Genomic DNA, 15,889 nt, shown 5'->3' on the forward strand with positions numbered 1-15,889 from the left:
AGACGACGAGGTAGATAGGGCAGAGGTGGAAGTGCAGCAATGCATGGAGCTGACTGCTACTAATCGGTCGAGGGCATGACCAGAGATGGTGGATAGGTAATGGATGGATGATATTTCTTGTATGCGGTTTTGAAGGTACATGTACAGGACCTCTTGCATAGTATGGGTGCAAGGGGATATAATAATATAGGTGGTCCTCGATAGCTCAGCGGTAGAGCATTCGGCTGTTAACCGAAGGGTCGTTGGTTCAAACCCAACTCGGGGAGTTCAGGGAGCCCTGCAAACGTCATTGTTTGCAGGGCTTTTAATCATAAGGGGGACATATTTTATTGTAACAGTTACAACTATACCATATGATGAGAGTGGTAAACTTGAAATTGTAAGGGAGTGTATGGCAATGATTGAATATAGGAAATTGATAACAAAAGAATTAGACACATTTATAGATATGCGTATTCATCAGCTTCGAGAGGAAGGTGCTACCGAGGATATAGACTTAAAACCAGCACTTTACGATTACTATGCAAAACATATGTCAGATGGTACATTTGTTTCGTGGCTTGCAATAGACAAACAAAAAATCATTGGCACAAGTGGGATTTCCTTTGTTGAAAAACCGCCATACTTTGGGTGTGTGAGTGGTAAGATGGGATTGCTGTCAAGTATGTTTACAGATGAAAATTATCGACGCAAGGGCATAGCTAAACAACTTCTATCAAAAGTTGTTGATGAAGCGAGAAAGTATGGTTGCGGTACAATACAAATTACTGCTTCTGATATAGGGGTAATGTTATATACAGATTTTGGATTTTTAAAAAACGGAAAGTTTATGCAACTTAAATTGTAATATCACCTATCCATATTTGAGAATGGAGGAAAATAATTCATAAAATTGCAGTTCAAAACCGTGTGTTCCCTTGTAAACTGACGCTATTTACAGCTATAATATAATTAAATAGGCGGGAGAGAACGTATGAAATCGGGATATTGATTTCGATTGGGATTAATAAACTTCAGATTATGCTTCAATTCATGGCAGAGAGTCTGCTGATTATGGCTCTGGCATTTGTGTTGTCTTTCTGCGTGGCAAAGAGTGTCTCTATGTCTTTTTCATGGGCACCATTATTACTGGGGGAGCGGTTTTTATCTCGACGATTACTGTATTTCGCCAAAAACCAAAATCTATTTTATCGTCAATGAGTTAGGAGGGGATCATATGGCCATTATGCAGGTCAAAGAAGTTACGTATTGTTACACGTCGGGCAAACCGGTTTTAAAGGGAGTGAATATGACATTGGAAGCGGGTAAGGTATATGTTATTCTTGGACCATCCGGCTGTGGAAAAACAACGCTGCTCTCACTCATGGGCGGACTGGATATCCCGTCGGGCGGACAGATTCTATTCAACAATCAGGATATTGCTCAGATAGGACTGGGGGTACATCGGCGTAAGGACGTAGCGTTTATTTTTCAGAACTATAATTTGATTGATTATATGACACCGAAGGAAAATGTGGAATTAACAGCAGTATCTGATCCAGTATCTATGCTAAGGCAGGTCGGATTAACCGATAATGAGATGAAACGCAGTGTGCTGAAGCTGTCAGGAGGACAGCAGCAGCGTGTGGCGATTGCCCGGGCTTTGGCTTCAGAAGCGCCGGTCATCTTAGCGGATGAGCCAACTGGAAATCTTGATGAGCAAACTTCGGCGGAAATCACCAGATTGTTGAAAGAAAAGGCCAGAAATTTTCATAAATGCGTTGTAATCGTCAGCCATTCTAAAGAGGTTGCGAATCAGTCCGATCAGGTGTTTCGCTTATGTGATGGAAAAATCAGTGTATTCAATCAGGAGCAGCATTCTGAAGAAGTATGAGTATGAGACCGGGCTGTGCTTTATCTCCGGGGATGCACTGGTTATTTGATTCCCTGAGTTGGATGGAGAAAAGGATGAGGGGAACATAGGTCAAATAATATTTTAAGCAAGTGTGTAAGCAGATATAACGAAGGTTATAGATTAGAATTTACAGAGGTAATATTAATGAATTGGAAGGAATGGGCAAAAGATATCAAAATAGATATTCCGGTTCTGTTTTTATCGTTAAAAGATAAGGACACGCCAACGATAGCTAAGATTCTTGCAGGAATTACTGTTGCATATGCCCTTTCTCCTATTGACTTAATACCGGATTTTATTCCTGTCCTGGGCTATCTAGACGACATGATTGTGCTGCCAGCTCTAATTGCACTTACCATCAAATTCATGCCTCAGAACATTATCGAAAGAAACCGCAGGTTATCTAAAGGGCTGTGGGAATACGGGAAGCCGAAGAAATGGTATTATGCTATCCCGATTATAGTAATTTGGCTTTTTATCATTATGTTGGTAATAAAAGCTGTTTGGCTATAGCAATTGGCAATTTTATGTAGTCAGAAATAGAAAGAGAGAAAGCGAGGCGGACGATATGAAGACAATCAGATTATTATATCCCGACTATGTGAGCGGGGGATTAGAGACATATTATTTTGGAGCAAACTTATTGACACATATCTTGCCTGTAAATGACAAGCAGCCGATAATCAAGGTTGAAATCGCGCCGCCTGACGGAACAGATAAGCTGATAACAGAGGGCATCTATGCAAAAGAGGAGGTTCTTGCCGGCATTCGGAAGGCCGCGGGAAAAATTGAAGCGGAAGCACCAGATAAAATTATCACTATCGGTGGAAACTGTATGGTGTCGCTGGCTCCGTTTGATTATTTACATAGGAAGTACGAGAATACAGGCATTATCTGGATTGATGCACACCCAGATGTTTCTACTGTAGAAGATGGCTATCCGAATGCACATGCTATGGTGCTTGGTTCTTTGATGGGGTATGGTGACAACGCACTTTCAGATACGATGAAAAGTGAGAGGTTTAAAGCGAATGAAATATTGTATGTGGGTCTGCAGCATTTACATGACTATCAGAAGAAGTTCCTGGATGATAGGGGTGTGAATTACAAAATCCAGGATGAAGAACTTATATCTAAGGAAGAACTCCTTGCATTTACTAAAAGATTTTCCCATATATTGGTTCATTTTGATATTGATGCATTGGATGAGCGCTTATTTCACTCTACTTATTTTGCAAATCAGGAGTTAGTTGGAGACGGCTCCGGGGGCGGCAGATTGACCGTGGAGAAACTGACGGAGATTCTCCAATGTATTACCGATAATTCGGAAGTGGTTGGTTTTACCATTGCGGAGTATCTTCCATTTGACGAGCATAGGCTTCACAAGATGCTTGCAGGAATCAATATATTTACGGAATAGCAAAAGATAACCTGGTGGAGATTGACAGCAATAATAAAACATAGATGGAGATAGGGACTGTCCTGACGCAAGGGGGAATCCGTGTGGGAATTCTTAAAAGAGCCTGCCTTTATATCACGAGGAAAAAGGTGAGGACCATTATTATGTTTACAATTATTATGAGCATGAGTCTCTTCATGCTCGCAGGCATATCAATCCGTTTCGGTGCATCTGAAGCGGCGGCGGACATTCGAAAGACGATCTCGACAGGGCTTGTCATGAATATGGGTGAGATTCCTGGTGACCAGGTGTTCCAGCTAGTCCCGAATGAGAAGGGTGAGATGGTACGCACCTTAAAGGTGCCGCTGCTAACACGCGCACATCTTGCTGAAATCCTGGATATCGACGGTGTTGAAGGTTATTATACGAACCAGGGATTTGAAACAGCATACACTGGCCTTAAACTTCATCCCGGAGGCTATACGAGCACAGTAAAGGAGGCGGAGCGACAGGTATCTGAGAACCGGCCTGGATGGACGGAGGAAGATATAGCGAGCAACGAAACGAGTGCCCATGCCAATGGATTCTATATAGTGAATGAGGGAAAATGGCATCCGTTTTTTAGGAACGGGGCTTTAGAATTAGCCGCTGGAAGACATATTGAAGAAGGGGACAGAGCCAAAGCGGTCATATCAGAGGAACTGGCGGAAAGAAACGGATTGCAGATTGGGGATGAAATAGAAGCGTACAACTTTGAGCTTATGAGCGGGGAGCGCTATGGATCTGCTTATAAAACGGAGATTGTCGGCATTTTCAAGATAAATTTCCAGCAGGACCTTTCTAACTGGACATCTGAGGATCAGATACTGGCGAATGTCATCTTTACGGATTCTTATATGCGCTATTGGGCGCAGTCCGAGTATAATACATATTATGGGCGCCAGGTGCTTGGCCGCGAAAGTTATGATATTCTGGACAACATCACGCTATATGTAGAGGATCCGATGATGCTTGGAACGGTTAAAGAGACGCTTATGGATATCGGCTCGGTAGACTGGAGCTATTATAGTTTTAAAGAATATGACCGCGATTATAAGGCAGCGGCAGGCCCGCTGAATAAACTGATCAGATTATCCACAATCCTGGCGGCAGTCATGGCCGCGGGGCTGGCAGTAGTCCTATCATTGGTTTTAGCCATATGGATGCGGAGCAGGCAGCAGGAAATAGGAATCTTAAGCTCACTCGGGATAACAAGACGCGGGATATTGGCACAGATTGTTCTCGAATGCTGTATCATCGCTGTCATCGCATTTGTGGCAGCAGGCGTATTGGCAGGACCGGTGACGGCTATGGCAGATGAAAGGGTATCAGTCTCAGTAAACAAAAATATCGGAAAAGCACCATATGAAGTGGAAATAAATGAGCAGTCCGGCAGTATATCAGTAAATAAGATGCCTTCCGAACGGATGGCGAGCGGGCATCATCTGACGCCGGAGGCGGCAGGGATAGTGTTTTTCGTTATACTGGTGGTCACTGTTATCTCTGTCATAATATCGTGCCGGCGGATAATCGGGAAGAGACCAAAGATATTCTGAGAGGAGGGGAATGCATGAGAGCGTGGCGAAGGGCATTACTGTATCTTACCCGGAAAACAGGAAAAAGCCTCCTACTTTTCCTCACATTTCTGGCTGTCATGACGCTCGTGCTGCTGGACATAGCTGTCAACCGCTCGTCAGAGGAGGCGGCCGCCAGGCTGCAGGAAGAAATGGGGGGATATTTTAAAATAGCGGTTGATTATGAGAAGATGAGCATCCGGCAGCAAGTTGACCAGTCTCTGATAGATAAGGTTATGCAGGCTGACGGTATCGGAACATACAATGCTATGGGCACCTATTATCTGACGCTGCCGCGGCTGTCGCTCATACCTGCCAGGTTTGCGATGGAAGGAGACAGCAAGGCGCGGCAGGCGCGGTTTCTGGTCAATACAGACAGCAGTCTGCATGAGTCCTTTGTGCTAGATATCCTGACGCTTGAAGAGGGGCGGCATATAAAACCGTCAGACCAGGGGAAGGCGCTCCTATCTAAGGAGCTGGCCATGACAAATGATATTCGGACAGGGGATACGGTATCCGTAGACGTTACAGGGGAGGGCATTGGAGACAGCAGCCATGCTCTGGACGATATCACATTAGAGGTAGCAGGAATATTTGATGTGATGCAGAAAGAGAACAAAAGCGAGAGGACACCGGAGTGCGACCTTCCGGCTAATTTTATCTTTATCGATGATAGCACAGGCAAGAAGATTGCAGACACGCTTCAGGTCAGGTCCGATACTGTTTTTAACAGTGGCGCCACCTTTTTCGTGAAAGATCCGGAAGAGCTGGAGAATATTACGGAACAGGTAAGAGGAATGAAAGGTATCGACTGGAATTGTCTGAAATTGACTTCTAACAACACTGCCTATCAGAAGAGCATGGAGCCTCTGGAACGGCTGACCGCCATGACATCTCTTGCGGTATGGCTGATCATAGCTGTCAGCATTGTCCTTCTTGCTCTGCTTCTGACGCTCTGGGAGCGTGACCGGATTCATGAAGCAGGGATACTGATGTCTTTTGGTGTCTCGAAGAAAAATATCTTCCTGCAGCATTTACTTGAGTGTACGATTGTCTTCCTGGCCGCATTCTGCCTGTCTGTCGTAATCGCCCTGCCGCTGGCGGATAAAGCTGGCGAGATGCTCTATGAGAATGCCGCGTCCGGGGCAGGAGAGGAAGAGAAAGAAGCAGGAGGATATACATATGATTTGGACTATGCCAAACTGGCAGAAGCAGAGGACCGCCCTGACATGAGGATTGGCCCGGCTGAGGCTGCGGTATCCGGACTTGCCGGGCTGTCCGTAGTTATCGTGTCAGTTGGGGCTTCATTTGTTGTGACGGCCAGGTGCAGGCCACGGGAGCTGCTGACGATTATGGAGTGACACGAAAGCGAAATCTATTAACAGAAACTTATGCCACCAAATGGTACGAAATGTCAGTCATCCATCGTGATAGTAAGCGACGTTCCGTCGATGTCGATTGGAAGAAAGCTATAGCCAGAGGACTTCAGATCCTCAGGGTTCCAGTGGTCCAGCATCAGGTAGAAGGTGCCGTCCTTCTGGAATACATACGTACTCTGTCCGTAGAAAGTCATCCTTCCATCCTTGCCGCAGCAAGGGTTGTCAATCAGCTTCCAGCCGGTCTGGATATTGCCGGATATGCCATAGAGGGCACTGTTGGGATTCCAGCCGGTACAGCCTGACGTTATCATATAATACAGGCCTTCATGGAAGAAGACGGCAGGCGCTTCCCGTTCCTGATCAATAAAGGCCTTTGTGCAGACGCCAGTCAGTCCGGTATAATCGTCCGTAAGCTGTGAGATGCGCAATGTCTTATTCCAATCGGAACTGTGAATCAGATAAGCGGTATCATCCGTATCTTGGAAAAGTGTGAGGTCCCGGCAGTCGGAGCAGTTCGGAGTCATGCTGTAAAGATAGGTAAAGGGACCGGCGGGATTGTCTGAGACAGCGACTCCGGCGCGGGCAGATGTATAGTCTGCGGTGTCGATATGCATCCACATGACGAATTTCCCGGTCTTTTTGTTGTAGATAACCTTTGGCCGCTCACATACCCTGTCCTTGAATAAGTCGCTGGTGGGGGATTCAGAAGCCGGCAGCACAATTCCTTCATTTTTCCAATCCTGCAGATCAGTAGACGAGTAGCAGGAGATTCCGATAAAGTCCACCCGGATATCACCCGAAGGGGCGACAGAAGTGCTGCCGTTCTTATTTTCTCCATACCAGTAATAAGTACCTTCATGCCGGAGAATCATTCCACCATGTGCCTGTATTGAATTGCCCTCTGTGTCATACCAGAGTGTTCTGTTTTTATTTGCCATAATAACTGTACCTTTCTCTTTCATTCTTATCTTGTACTCGTCCCTTATCCAGCTCCACTCTTTTTATGCCCATCTTGCGCGCGGCCTCAGGCTATACAGGAAGAAGAGTATATATCAGAGTTCCCACAATCCCTGAACCAAATATGACAGCGATAGGGCTGATCCTATATCTGCGCAGCAAGAAGAGAGAAACGAGGAACAACATACACTCTACTACGCGGAAATTGCCGAGCCTGATATGGGACAGCGCACCCTGGAACAGGGCCAGCAGCAGAATGGACATACCCGCCCCCGCAATCATTGCCACTATGGCAGGGCGCAGGCCGGCCAGAATCCCCTGCATGGCCTTCATGCTCCTATATTTCATATATAGGCAGGACAACATAAGTACAAGGATGAACGAGGGAAGGATGCATCCTAACGTGCAGAGGATGGCGCCCGGCAGTCCGGCGACCTGCTGTCCCACAAAAGTGGCGGAATTGATGGCAATCGGTCCCGGCGTCATCTCGGCGATTGTCACCAAATCGGCAAACTGGCTCAGTTCCAGCCAGTGATGTGTCTCTACAATCTGGTTCTGGATGAGCGGCACAGCCGCATATCCGCCGCCAAAGCTAAACAGACCGACTTGGAAGAAGCTCAGGAATAACTGCAGGTAGATCATCACTGCCCACCTCCTTTTTTTGTGGTGGGGCTATCATGGCGGTTTGACAGGCAGACCTGAATGAGGCCGACGGCACCGCAGAGCAGGATGATTATGACAGCACTTACTTTGAAAAAGTAGGAAGCAATAAAAGCCGCGGCCATAAGCCCCATCCAGAGAATGCTTTTCGTCTTTATTACATTTCCCGCAAGTGAGATCACGACATCAAATATCACAGCCGCAACCCCTGCCCGCATCACCTGGAGAGCAACAGCTATATAGCTGTTGTCCCTGAACTGGTTGTAGAACAATGCTATGACCGAAATGATGACGAGCGGGGGTATGATTGTTGCAACGGTACATACGAGAGCACCTGCAAATCTTTTCATCCGATACCCTACGACGATAGAAGCATTTACCGCGAGGGCTCCGGGAGCGGACTGTGCGATAGCAGTCATATCCAGCATTTCATCTTCTGTGAGCCAGTGAAGCTCCTCGACAAATTTTTTACGCATCATTGTGATGATGACGAATCCTCCGCCAAAGGTACAGGCACTTATAATCAGATTGGTAAAAAATAATTTCCGGTAAATGTAGAGGCTGCTGAGTGATTCTACAGGTCCGGTTATTTGTTTATCGGTCATTGATATCTCCTTCTTCCTGCAATCTCCATGGATTTTGGCCGGTCAGGATAAATAGATTGGAATGAGCCTTGACAGGACTAACATTATGATAGCATATGCAAAGCTCATTTTCATTAGATAGCGTTCAATTTATCTATGACTTTTTCAAACTGCATCCGCTTAATCCGGACACGGTAGCCGTTCCGATTGCGCCTATAAAAGACAGATATTATTTTTTACGTTTTTTTGCCGAAATATATATTGAGGTCTAATAATAAATCGGAGGGATCTAGGATGAAAAAGGCAATGAAGCAATCAACTTTAATATTAATTTTGAATGCAGTTACCGGAGCGGCTCTTTTATTTATGGTTTTCTCACTCTTCGCATACAGCAATATCAACAGCAGAATTAATAAGGCAAATACGGATCGGTTTGAACTGACTTACAATGCAAATCGTTTCATGAACGGCTCCTCATATCTGACCAATGAAGTCAGGGCGTATGCGGCTACGGCGGACCAAGAGCATTATGACAATTACTGGAATGAGATCAATGAGCTGAAGAACAGGGACATTGGTGTCGCTAATCTGAAAAAAATAGGAATCACTGGGGAGGAACAAAAGCTGATTGAAGCAATGTCGGAGCTTTCCAATACACTCGTGCCACTGGAAGAGGAGGCGATGGATAATGTTATGGAAGGAGACCGGGAAGCGGCTGTCAAATATGTATACGGAGAGGAATATTCGACCTCGATAGCAAAGATCAATGAGCTGAAATCTACTTTCCTGGAGACGCTGGATGAGCGGGCGGTTGAGGAAGTGGACGGGCTGATAGGGACGTCGAAGATAATTCTGACCTGCCTGATTCTTTCCCTTATACTTATCGCGGTGATGCAAGTGCTTACAAGCTACTTTACGAGAAAGCGGATTATCAGACCTATTGTAAAGATACAGAATGAGATGGGAGAGATTGCGAATGGAAACTTGTCAGATGAATTTGCATTGGAAGCGGATACATCAGAGCTTGGCAGGCTTACAGAAGCGATACATACGACGAAGCGGGAGCTGAAAAAATATATCAGCGATATCGATGCCAAGCTTGCCCAGATGGCAGAAGGTAATATGGATTTGGAAATCGGCGATGACTACCGGGGCGAATTTCTCCCAATCCAGAGGGCTATGCGTACTATTCTGGAAGCGCTCAATCTGGCGTTATCTGAGATTAATGAGGCGGCGGACCAGGTGGCTGCGGGTTCCGAACAGGTGGCGACAAGCGCCCAGGTACTGGCGAGCGGATCCACAGAGCAGGCATCCACAGTGCAGACGTTGTCAGACAGTATAGAGGAGCTCGGGGAAAGCCTGAAATCTATGGCATCGAATGCAATAGCAGCGCGTGACTGCTCCGAAAGTGCAGGAAGGCAGCTTGAGGTAAGCAATGGCAAGATGGAAGACCTGTCAGGCTCTATTGACAAGATTGCGGAGGCTTCGGGCCAGATTAACGGAATTATTAAGATGATAGAGGACATAGCGTTCCAGACGAATATACTTGCATTGAACGCGGCTGTCGAGGCGGCAAGAGCCGGCACGGCCGGCAAAGGATTCGCTGTCGTGGCAGACGAGGTGCGTAATCTGGCGGCAAAAAGCTCGGAAGCCGCCCGGAATACGACGGTACTGATTGAGAATATGCTTGAGCAGGTGAAGCAGGGTACGGTTCTGACAAATGATACGACACAGGCATTGCTCAAAGTCGTGGAAGGGGCGCAGCAGTCGATACAGCTGGTGGAAGAGATCGCGTCCGTATCCAACGGACAGGTGGAGGCGCTTGACCATGTACTGAATGGCATCCGGGAGATATCTGATGTCGTCGAGTCAAATGCCGCCACGGCTGAAGAATCAGCCGCATCTGCGGAGCAATTAAGCAGTCAGGCGGCTAATCTGAAGCAGTCGGCCAGCCGGTTCAGGCTGCGTGGCTGATTGTGAGTACGGTACAAGATAAATGCAGGCCCGCTTATCTGTGACAGGATAGGCGGGCCTGTGTACTTATATTATATATTCAAATTCGAAGTTCACAAATTCATCGATAAAGCGCAGCGTATAGCCGACAACCGCTTCGCATACAGCTTTACCCAGCTCGGCAGAAGCATCTTCCGCGCTGCGGGAATAGTCTACTCCGGCAGAATGCCCGTGTTCGATCAAGTCTCCCGTCTTAGATACGTCTCTTGTGCGGAGATTCAGATAGATGTCGGCCCCTTCAAATTCACCCCGGTGAAGGTCTAAAAGCTGGATATTGCCGATTTTCCGGTTCTGAGGAATATGTGCACGTTCGACTTTTACCATGTCAGGAGCAATGTGCATCATTACCGATGTCTCTGTAATATCACCATGCCCGATAAGCCCCCACTCTGGATTCAGGCAGCCTGCGACTTCAAACCACTGCATGTTAGCAGCCGGTATGTTCTGAAGCCGCAGGTACTGTCCAACATCATAGAGGGCATTGTTATTGCCTCCATGCCCGTTGACAAAAAGGAAATGTGTAAAGCCGTACGATACGAGCTGCTGGCACACTTCTTTTACATAGGCAGTGAGCGTTGTCTGGGACACGGCCATCGTCCCTGTGAAGTCTGCATGATAGAGTGCATGCCCGTAAGGGATTACGGGAGCTACGAGACCTTTATCCGTCTCTTTCCCAATCTGCTCAGCCAGATATCGGGCTACCATCCAGTCTGTTCCGACAGGAAGGGCAGGGCCATGCTGCTCCGTGCTTCCAACCGGAATGATAGCTAATTTCTTCGTCTTTACCGCTTCTTCATTTTCTTCCCACGTGTTTTCAAATATAAAGTTTGTCATACGATGCCTCCTCTGCATACCGCAAGTATTTGATGGATTTGACAGTCCTCTCTGATATTAAGCATAAGGGAAATAAAGGAGTTTTGCAAGACAACCGCATTAATATACTCATTGGACTATATATGCACAATAAGATATAATACAGTATGACGCATATACGTTCTACAATATGAGAAAGCAGCAGATGCAGACGAAAGGTGTGAGATACGGATGGACGACATAGAAAGGAATATATATTCTCTTATCTGCAGCCATGAGGGAATAAAAGCAAAGGATATTGGCAGAATATCTGGAGAATCGAGACAGACGATCAATCAATACTTATATGGCTCTCCTTATATAAAAGAACTCTGTTATCAGGATAAAGAATACCGGTGGCACGGACTGATCCTCCAGAGCGTGCCGCATTATGGCATAGAAGATTTCTGCGGGTATTATAGCTGGGTCCGGGAGTTTCTGGACATAGATTTTGAAGAATTTCTGGAAAGATTAAAGGCTGGCTGCCGACATATCGGCCGGAACCTGAACGACACAAGAGGGCTGTTTCATTCGTTTGAAGATACATACGATACCATGCAGAATTTGTTTGGTGACCTGATGGCGGGGGGAGCGGAACGTTCAATATGGGACAGGTGGGAGATCTTGTTTGAACTTCGTATAAAGCGTTCCAGGAGCGTACGCATATATGCAGATGTCATTCTCGTTACCGATGAGAAGGTATTTTCGCTCGAATTTAAGATGAAGGATGAAAATTCCATCGAGGAACTGGAGCAGGCGGCAAAGTACAGTGAATATCTGGAAGTGCTGTTCGGCCCGGGGTATGATGTGATACCGGCACTTGTCCTGACAACAGGCGTGAATATATATGAAGATGCCCCATTAAAGGATACTACCGCGGTGGTGCCAGTGTGCTCGGGCGACCGGCTGCACTGTCTGGTTAAAGACTACTGTGGCATATTATAAGCGGACAAAATCTGGCAGGAAATATCGGGAGGCCGTACAGAAGATTTGGTACTATAGCAGTGCAGAGAGGAGAGAGCGATGAATTGGATAGACAGTCTCGATGATGCAATCAGTTATATAGAGAATAATCTCACGGAAGAATTAAAGATGGAGGATATCGCACGGACAGCCAATATCTCCAGCTTTTATTTCCAGAAGTCATTTGGCCTTCTCTGTGGGTTTACCGTCGGCGAATATATCAGGAAACGCCGCCTTGCGTGTGCGGGAAGTGACGTCGCAGCCACAGAGGAAAAGATTATTGATATTGCACTGAAGTATGGCTATGATTCTCCGGACAGCTTTACGAAAGCGTTTACCCGTTTTCACGGTTCGACCCCGACTGCGGTAAGAAAGTGCGGTGCAATGATAAGGTCATTTGCCCCGCTGAAACTAAAATTTTCATTGGAAGGCGGTACGATTATGGATTACAAGATTGTAGAAAAAGAAGCATTTACGGTATTGGGCAATGCAGGAACATTCAGCTACGAAAAAGCGGCTGAGAAGATTCCGGTGTTCTGGACAGAGCATTATGAGACAGGAAAAGGGGAAAAGGTATGCGGTAAATTCGGTGTGAATATCGACGAGAGCATGGGGTCAGACGAATTTGAATATCTCATAGCTGATGATTGTGAGGCAGACGCCGTTGTACCGGAAGGGTTCTGTAAGGTTACGATACCGAAGTTTACATGGGCAGTATTCCCGAGCAAAGGAGCGATGCCCCAGGCTCTGCAGGAGGTTACGAAGAAGATTTTCTCCGAGTGGCTTCCCAATTGTAAAGAATATGAGATCGCGGCAGGGTACAGTATTGAGATGTATACGGATATCCGGGATTATGCCAAAGGGAACCAGGATGAAAACTACTATAGTGAGGTGTGGATACCGGTAAAGAAAAAATAAAGCCGAAACGCGTCCTGATGACCTGAGGATGGGTATATGGCCGTGGCAAAGCTCAAGCAGTATACTGCGGGAGATCTGCCACGGCTATATGCGTGCCGGCCGTATCAAAGCCGGAAGGGCTGCTTATGACGTATATAGAGTAAGTTTTCAAAGCAGCATAAGAATAGCAGTTGTATTCAGAAAGGGAAAATGCTAGAATTAACATAGCTGGGACGGCACATATTATAAAGGAGGCTGTCATGAATAAATACAGATGTAATGGGACAGAGGCTGGCGTAGCTTTGGGTTTCTTCGCGGCACTTTTATTTGATAACACGTTGTTTATATTATTAGGTATTGCAATAGGTTCTCTGTATGACAAAAGGGGCAAATTAATATAAAAATTGTTAAAAAGGTCTTGCATTTAAACCTGGTATATGATATTATAATTTTCGGTCACTCCATGAGACAGGCCGTATATATGAGCAATCTGGCCCCGTGGTCAAGCGGTTAAGACATCGCCCTTTCACGGCGGTAACACGGGTTCGATTCCCGTCGGGGTCATTGAGATGTGCCGTCATGGCTCAAGCATATTTAATTGCCGTTGTGGCTCAATTGGCAGAGCAGCTGATTTGTAATCAGCAGGTTACCGGTTCAAGTCCGGTCAACGGCTTAGTTCCTATAAGGGACTTTTTAAGTTTGGACCCTTAGCTCAGCTGGTTAGAGCAATCGGCTCATAACCGATCGGTCCTGGGTTCGAGTCCCCGAGGGTCCATTGCAGCGTCTCAGCACTATGTCCGGAAGTATCTGGATGAGTGCTGCGGCTTGCGTTTTCCAAAAGGCTTCTTTTGAAGCCGTGTAATTTATAGCATTTGTAAGGCCCAGTGGCTCAGTTGGTTAGAGCGCCGCCCTGTCACGGCGGAGGTCGAGAGTTCGAGTCTCTTCTGGGTCGTTATATGGGATCTTAGCTCAGCTGGGAGAGCATCTGCCTTACAAGCAGAGGGTCATAGGTTCGAGCCCTATAGGTCCCATTTTGCAGTAGATATGTACTGCGAAGTTCTAATAATATGTCTGCAAAATGTGATGCGTGCTTTGCACGATGCACACAGTTCCTTTGGAACTGGCGCACATTCAATTTAAAATGCCGCAGTGGCGGAACTGGCAGACGCACAGGACTTAAAATCCTGCGGGACTTATACTCCCGTACCGGTTCGATTCCGGTCTGCGGCACTTTTAAAGGCTTATCTCGTGAGAGATAGCCTTTTTACGTTGTGACAATTATTTCCCTCAAAACATCCATTTCTTATGCTGGAAAGTGCTGTATTATTGCATTCGCACATTTGCATTTCTTTGTAAAATCAAAATGAGTGTATGTATTTGAAGTAGTTGTAATCGTACTATGTCCCAACCATTCCTGAATTGCCTTTAAATCAACACCATTATTATAAAGAAGTGCAGCGCAACTATGACGTAAGTCATGAAAACGAATTATCCTCAGACCATTTTTTCTAAATATTAAATTAAAATGATCAGAGACGTACCCAGGTTTAAAAAGGTTGCCAGTTGAATCAACATTAATACGGCCCCACGAGATTTAGTGACGGATGATGACATTAAGATAACTTTTTATATATTATCTGAAAGCGTTGCTGAACGCATGCGTAAAGAGCAATTCTACTGCAGCGGCGTGCAGATTAAAATTGGAGATAATCAGCTCTTGTCGTTTGAGCGACAGGGCCGGTTCTAAAGTCCAACCTGTACATCCAAAGACATTTTCGATAAAGCATATGAATTGTATGACAGATGCTATTCTTTCAATTTTTGATGTTCATAATCGGATGCCGGTAATTCTTCCAAAAGATAAGGTTGAAGATTGGTTAATGACTGAAGAATTTGAAGCTCTAAAAGGGACAGAATAGCCGGAACTGCGGGAGACGACCCCTGCCCCGGTGCTCCTGCTTTGAGCGGGAAAAATAAATGCTGAGAAAAATTGTTACAAATTGGCAACCTTTTCGTTTTTGCCGCTTGCCTGTGCTATAATGTGGAGGAGGGTTACAAGGCCTCGTAAAACAGAAAGTCACAATGGTGGCTTTCTGTTCGTCCTTCTGATTGAGGACGATGAAAATGTGAACGTCGCCTACCGTCTGGACGAGCTGTGCCGGAAGGTGAAGGCTCTGGCAGGGCCCACAGCGCCCCATCAGCGGGCGCAGGGCTGGGATACGCCCCAACTCGCGCAGAAAAGCACATCGCGCACGGCGCGGAGAACGGCGGCTTTAAGAATTTTCTCAAGGGGGTTGACAGGTTGAGCAGACGCGATATAATTCGTAACAGACAGACAGACAGACAGACAGACAGACAGACAGACAGACAGACAGACAGACAGACAGACAGACAGACAGACAGACAGACAGACAGACAGACAGACAGAATAAGTCTGTCCTTTTATCATACCAAAAGGGGAACCATTCCCCACCCAGACAGGCGCTTGCCCTTCTGCTATCAGGAGGGCAAGCGCCTGTCTGCGCGTTTAGGGAGCAGTTAACAATCAGGAAAAGGAGGAATACCAGATGAAACCAAGAAAGACAAACCGGCTGCTGGCGCTGGGGCTTTGCCTCTTCCTGCTGCTGTCCGTGCTTCCCCTCGACCGCATGGCCTACGCCACAGGGAAGGGCTGCAAT

General features: G+C 46.4%; 17 protein-coding genes, 7 tRNA genes, 1 rRNA gene and 1 pseudogene. 21 read left to right on the forward strand and 5 right to left on the reverse strand.

Annotated features, from left to right (window positions below; genetic code table 11):
- From HMPREF0980_RS15750 to HMPREF0980_RS15785, 9 genes and pseudogenes are all read left to right on the forward strand, one after another.
- Positions 1 to 83: ribosomal RNA gene (locus HMPREF0980_RS15750) — 23S ribosomal RNA — on the forward strand; the annotation flags it as partial.
- Between the two features lie 111 nt (positions 84 to 194).
- A tRNA-Asn gene (locus HMPREF0980_RS15755) sits at positions 195 to 266 on the forward strand.
- Between the two features lie 23 nt (positions 267 to 289).
- Entirely contained in the window at positions 290 to 847 is a 558-nt protein-coding gene (locus HMPREF0980_RS15760; RefSeq protein WP_084002881.1) for a GNAT family N-acetyltransferase, read from the forward strand.
- 125 nt (positions 848 to 972) lie between these two features.
- Positions 973 to 1,200, forward strand: a pseudogene (locus HMPREF0980_RS20050) (FtsX-like permease family protein); the annotation flags it as partial.
- Positions 1,201 to 1,216: 16 nt separating this feature from the next.
- Complete coding sequence (locus HMPREF0980_RS15765; RefSeq protein ID WP_049730042.1) at positions 1,217 to 1,873, forward strand: ABC transporter ATP-binding protein; 657 nt, start codon at positions 1,217 to 1,219, stop codon at positions 1,871 to 1,873.
- A gap of 165 nt (positions 1,874 to 2,038) precedes the next feature.
- Complete coding sequence (locus HMPREF0980_RS15770) at positions 2,039 to 2,407, forward strand: YkvA family protein (protein ID WP_049730043.1); 369 nt, start codon at positions 2,039 to 2,041, stop codon at positions 2,405 to 2,407.
- A gap of 55 nt (positions 2,408 to 2,462) precedes the next feature.
- Positions 2,463 to 3,314 (forward strand): arginase family protein, encoded by an 852-nt coding sequence (locus HMPREF0980_RS15775; RefSeq protein ID WP_049730044.1) that lies wholly within the window; start codon positions 2,463 to 2,465, stop codon positions 3,312 to 3,314.
- 83 nt (positions 3,315 to 3,397) lie between these two features.
- Positions 3,398 to 4,888 carry an ABC transporter permease gene (locus HMPREF0980_RS15780; protein WP_198146314.1) on the forward strand — a complete coding sequence of 497 codons (1,491 nt, stop codon included), beginning with the start codon at positions 3,398 to 3,400 and terminating at the stop codon, positions 4,886 to 4,888.
- Positions 4,889 to 4,902: 14 nt separating this feature from the next.
- Positions 4,903 to 6,267 carry an ABC transporter permease gene (locus HMPREF0980_RS15785; RefSeq protein WP_049730046.1) on the forward strand — a complete coding sequence of 455 codons (1,365 nt, stop codon included), beginning with the start codon at positions 4,903 to 4,905 and terminating at the stop codon, positions 6,265 to 6,267.
- A 53-nt stretch (positions 6,268 to 6,320) separates the two neighbouring features.
- Here the strand turns inward: HMPREF0980_RS15785 and HMPREF0980_RS15790 are convergent, their stop codons facing one another.
- The 3 genes from HMPREF0980_RS15790 to HMPREF0980_RS15800 all read right to left on the reverse strand — a co-directional run bounded on the left by HMPREF0980_RS15790 (position 6,321) and on the right by HMPREF0980_RS15800 (position 8,507).
- Positions 6,321 to 7,223, reverse strand: coding sequence for a glycoside hydrolase family 43 protein (locus HMPREF0980_RS15790; protein ID WP_049730339.1), 903 nt, complete (start codon positions 7,221 to 7,223; stop codon positions 6,321 to 6,323).
- A 91-nt stretch (positions 7,224 to 7,314) separates the two neighbouring features.
- Positions 7,315 to 7,884, reverse strand: coding sequence for a chromate transporter (locus tag HMPREF0980_RS15795; RefSeq protein WP_049730047.1), 570 nt, complete (start codon positions 7,882 to 7,884; stop codon positions 7,315 to 7,317).
- The gene (locus tag HMPREF0980_RS15800; RefSeq protein ID WP_049730048.1) at positions 7,884 to 8,507 is read right to left on the reverse strand and encodes a chromate transporter; all 624 of its coding nucleotides are present in this window, start codon (positions 8,505 to 8,507) and stop codon (positions 7,884 to 7,886) included. Before HMPREF0980_RS15800 ends, HMPREF0980_RS15795 begins: the two co-directional genes overlap by 1 nt.
- Positions 8,508 to 8,780: 273 nt before the next feature.
- Between HMPREF0980_RS15800 and HMPREF0980_RS15805 the strand changes: the two genes are divergently transcribed.
- Positions 8,781 to 10,460, forward strand: coding sequence for a methyl-accepting chemotaxis protein (locus tag HMPREF0980_RS15805; protein WP_049730049.1), 1,680 nt, complete (start codon positions 8,781 to 8,783; stop codon positions 10,458 to 10,460).
- Between the two features lie 66 nt (positions 10,461 to 10,526).
- Here the strand turns inward: HMPREF0980_RS15805 and HMPREF0980_RS15810 are convergent, their stop codons facing one another.
- The gene (locus tag HMPREF0980_RS15810; protein ID WP_049730050.1) at positions 10,527 to 11,333 is read right to left on the reverse strand and encodes a creatininase family protein; all 807 of its coding nucleotides are present in this window, start codon (positions 11,331 to 11,333) and stop codon (positions 10,527 to 10,529) included.
- A gap of 210 nt (positions 11,334 to 11,543) precedes the next feature.
- On the opposite strand from HMPREF0980_RS15810, the gene HMPREF0980_RS15815 reads away from it, so the two are divergent.
- The 9 genes from HMPREF0980_RS15815 (at position 11,544) to HMPREF0980_RS15850 (ending at position 14,441) form a co-directional block, all read left to right on the forward strand.
- Positions 11,544 to 12,296, forward strand: coding sequence for a helix-turn-helix domain containing protein (locus HMPREF0980_RS15815; protein WP_147629852.1), 753 nt, complete (start codon positions 11,544 to 11,546; stop codon positions 12,294 to 12,296).
- Positions 12,297 to 12,374: 78 nt separating this feature from the next.
- Complete coding sequence (locus HMPREF0980_RS15820) at positions 12,375 to 13,232, forward strand: AraC family transcriptional regulator (protein WP_049730052.1); 858 nt, start codon at positions 12,375 to 12,377, stop codon at positions 13,230 to 13,232.
- Between the two features lie 239 nt (positions 13,233 to 13,471).
- Positions 13,472 to 13,612: a hypothetical protein gene (locus tag HMPREF0980_RS19000; RefSeq protein WP_157039375.1), complete on the forward strand. Its 141-nt coding sequence runs from the start codon at positions 13,472 to 13,474 to the stop codon at positions 13,610 to 13,612.
- Positions 13,613 to 13,703: 91 nt separating this feature from the next.
- Positions 13,704 to 13,775 (forward strand) — tRNA-Glu (locus HMPREF0980_RS15825).
- Positions 13,776 to 13,811: 36 nt separating this feature from the next.
- Positions 13,812 to 13,884: transfer RNA gene (locus HMPREF0980_RS15830), tRNA-Thr, on the forward strand.
- A gap of 28 nt (positions 13,885 to 13,912) precedes the next feature.
- Positions 13,913 to 13,986, forward strand: a tRNA-Ile gene (locus tag HMPREF0980_RS15835).
- A gap of 103 nt (positions 13,987 to 14,089) precedes the next feature.
- Positions 14,090 to 14,163: transfer RNA gene (locus HMPREF0980_RS15840), tRNA-Asp, on the forward strand.
- 6 nt (positions 14,164 to 14,169) lie between these two features.
- Positions 14,170 to 14,242: transfer RNA gene (locus HMPREF0980_RS15845), tRNA-Val, on the forward strand.
- A 112-nt stretch (positions 14,243 to 14,354) separates the two neighbouring features.
- Positions 14,355 to 14,441: transfer RNA gene (locus HMPREF0980_RS15850), tRNA-Leu, on the forward strand.
- A 73-nt stretch (positions 14,442 to 14,514) separates the two neighbouring features.
- Here the strand turns inward: HMPREF0980_RS15850 and HMPREF0980_RS19955 are convergent.
- On the reverse strand, positions 14,515 to 14,805 hold the full coding sequence (locus HMPREF0980_RS19955; RefSeq protein WP_084002888.1) for a tyrosine-type recombinase/integrase: 291 nt from the start codon (positions 14,803 to 14,805) through the stop codon (positions 14,515 to 14,517).
- Positions 14,806 to 14,808: 3 nt separating this feature from the next.
- On the opposite strand from HMPREF0980_RS19955, the gene HMPREF0980_RS19960 reads away from it, so the two are divergent.
- Together HMPREF0980_RS19960 and HMPREF0980_RS19525 are read left to right on the forward strand one after the other, a co-directional pair.
- Entirely contained in the window at positions 14,809 to 14,958 is a 150-nt protein-coding gene (locus HMPREF0980_RS19960) for a DinB/UmuC family translesion DNA polymerase (RefSeq protein ID WP_242847428.1), read from the forward strand.
- 49 nt (positions 14,959 to 15,007) lie between these two features.
- Complete coding sequence (locus HMPREF0980_RS19525; RefSeq protein ID WP_147629853.1) at positions 15,008 to 15,130, forward strand: SOS response-associated peptidase; 123 nt, start codon at positions 15,008 to 15,010, stop codon at positions 15,128 to 15,130.
- Positions 15,131 to 15,889 lie beyond the last annotated feature (759 nt).

This window comes from Dorea sp. D27 (assembly GCF_001185345.1).
Lineage (GTDB): Bacteria > Bacillota > Clostridia > Lachnospirales > Lachnospiraceae > Extibacter.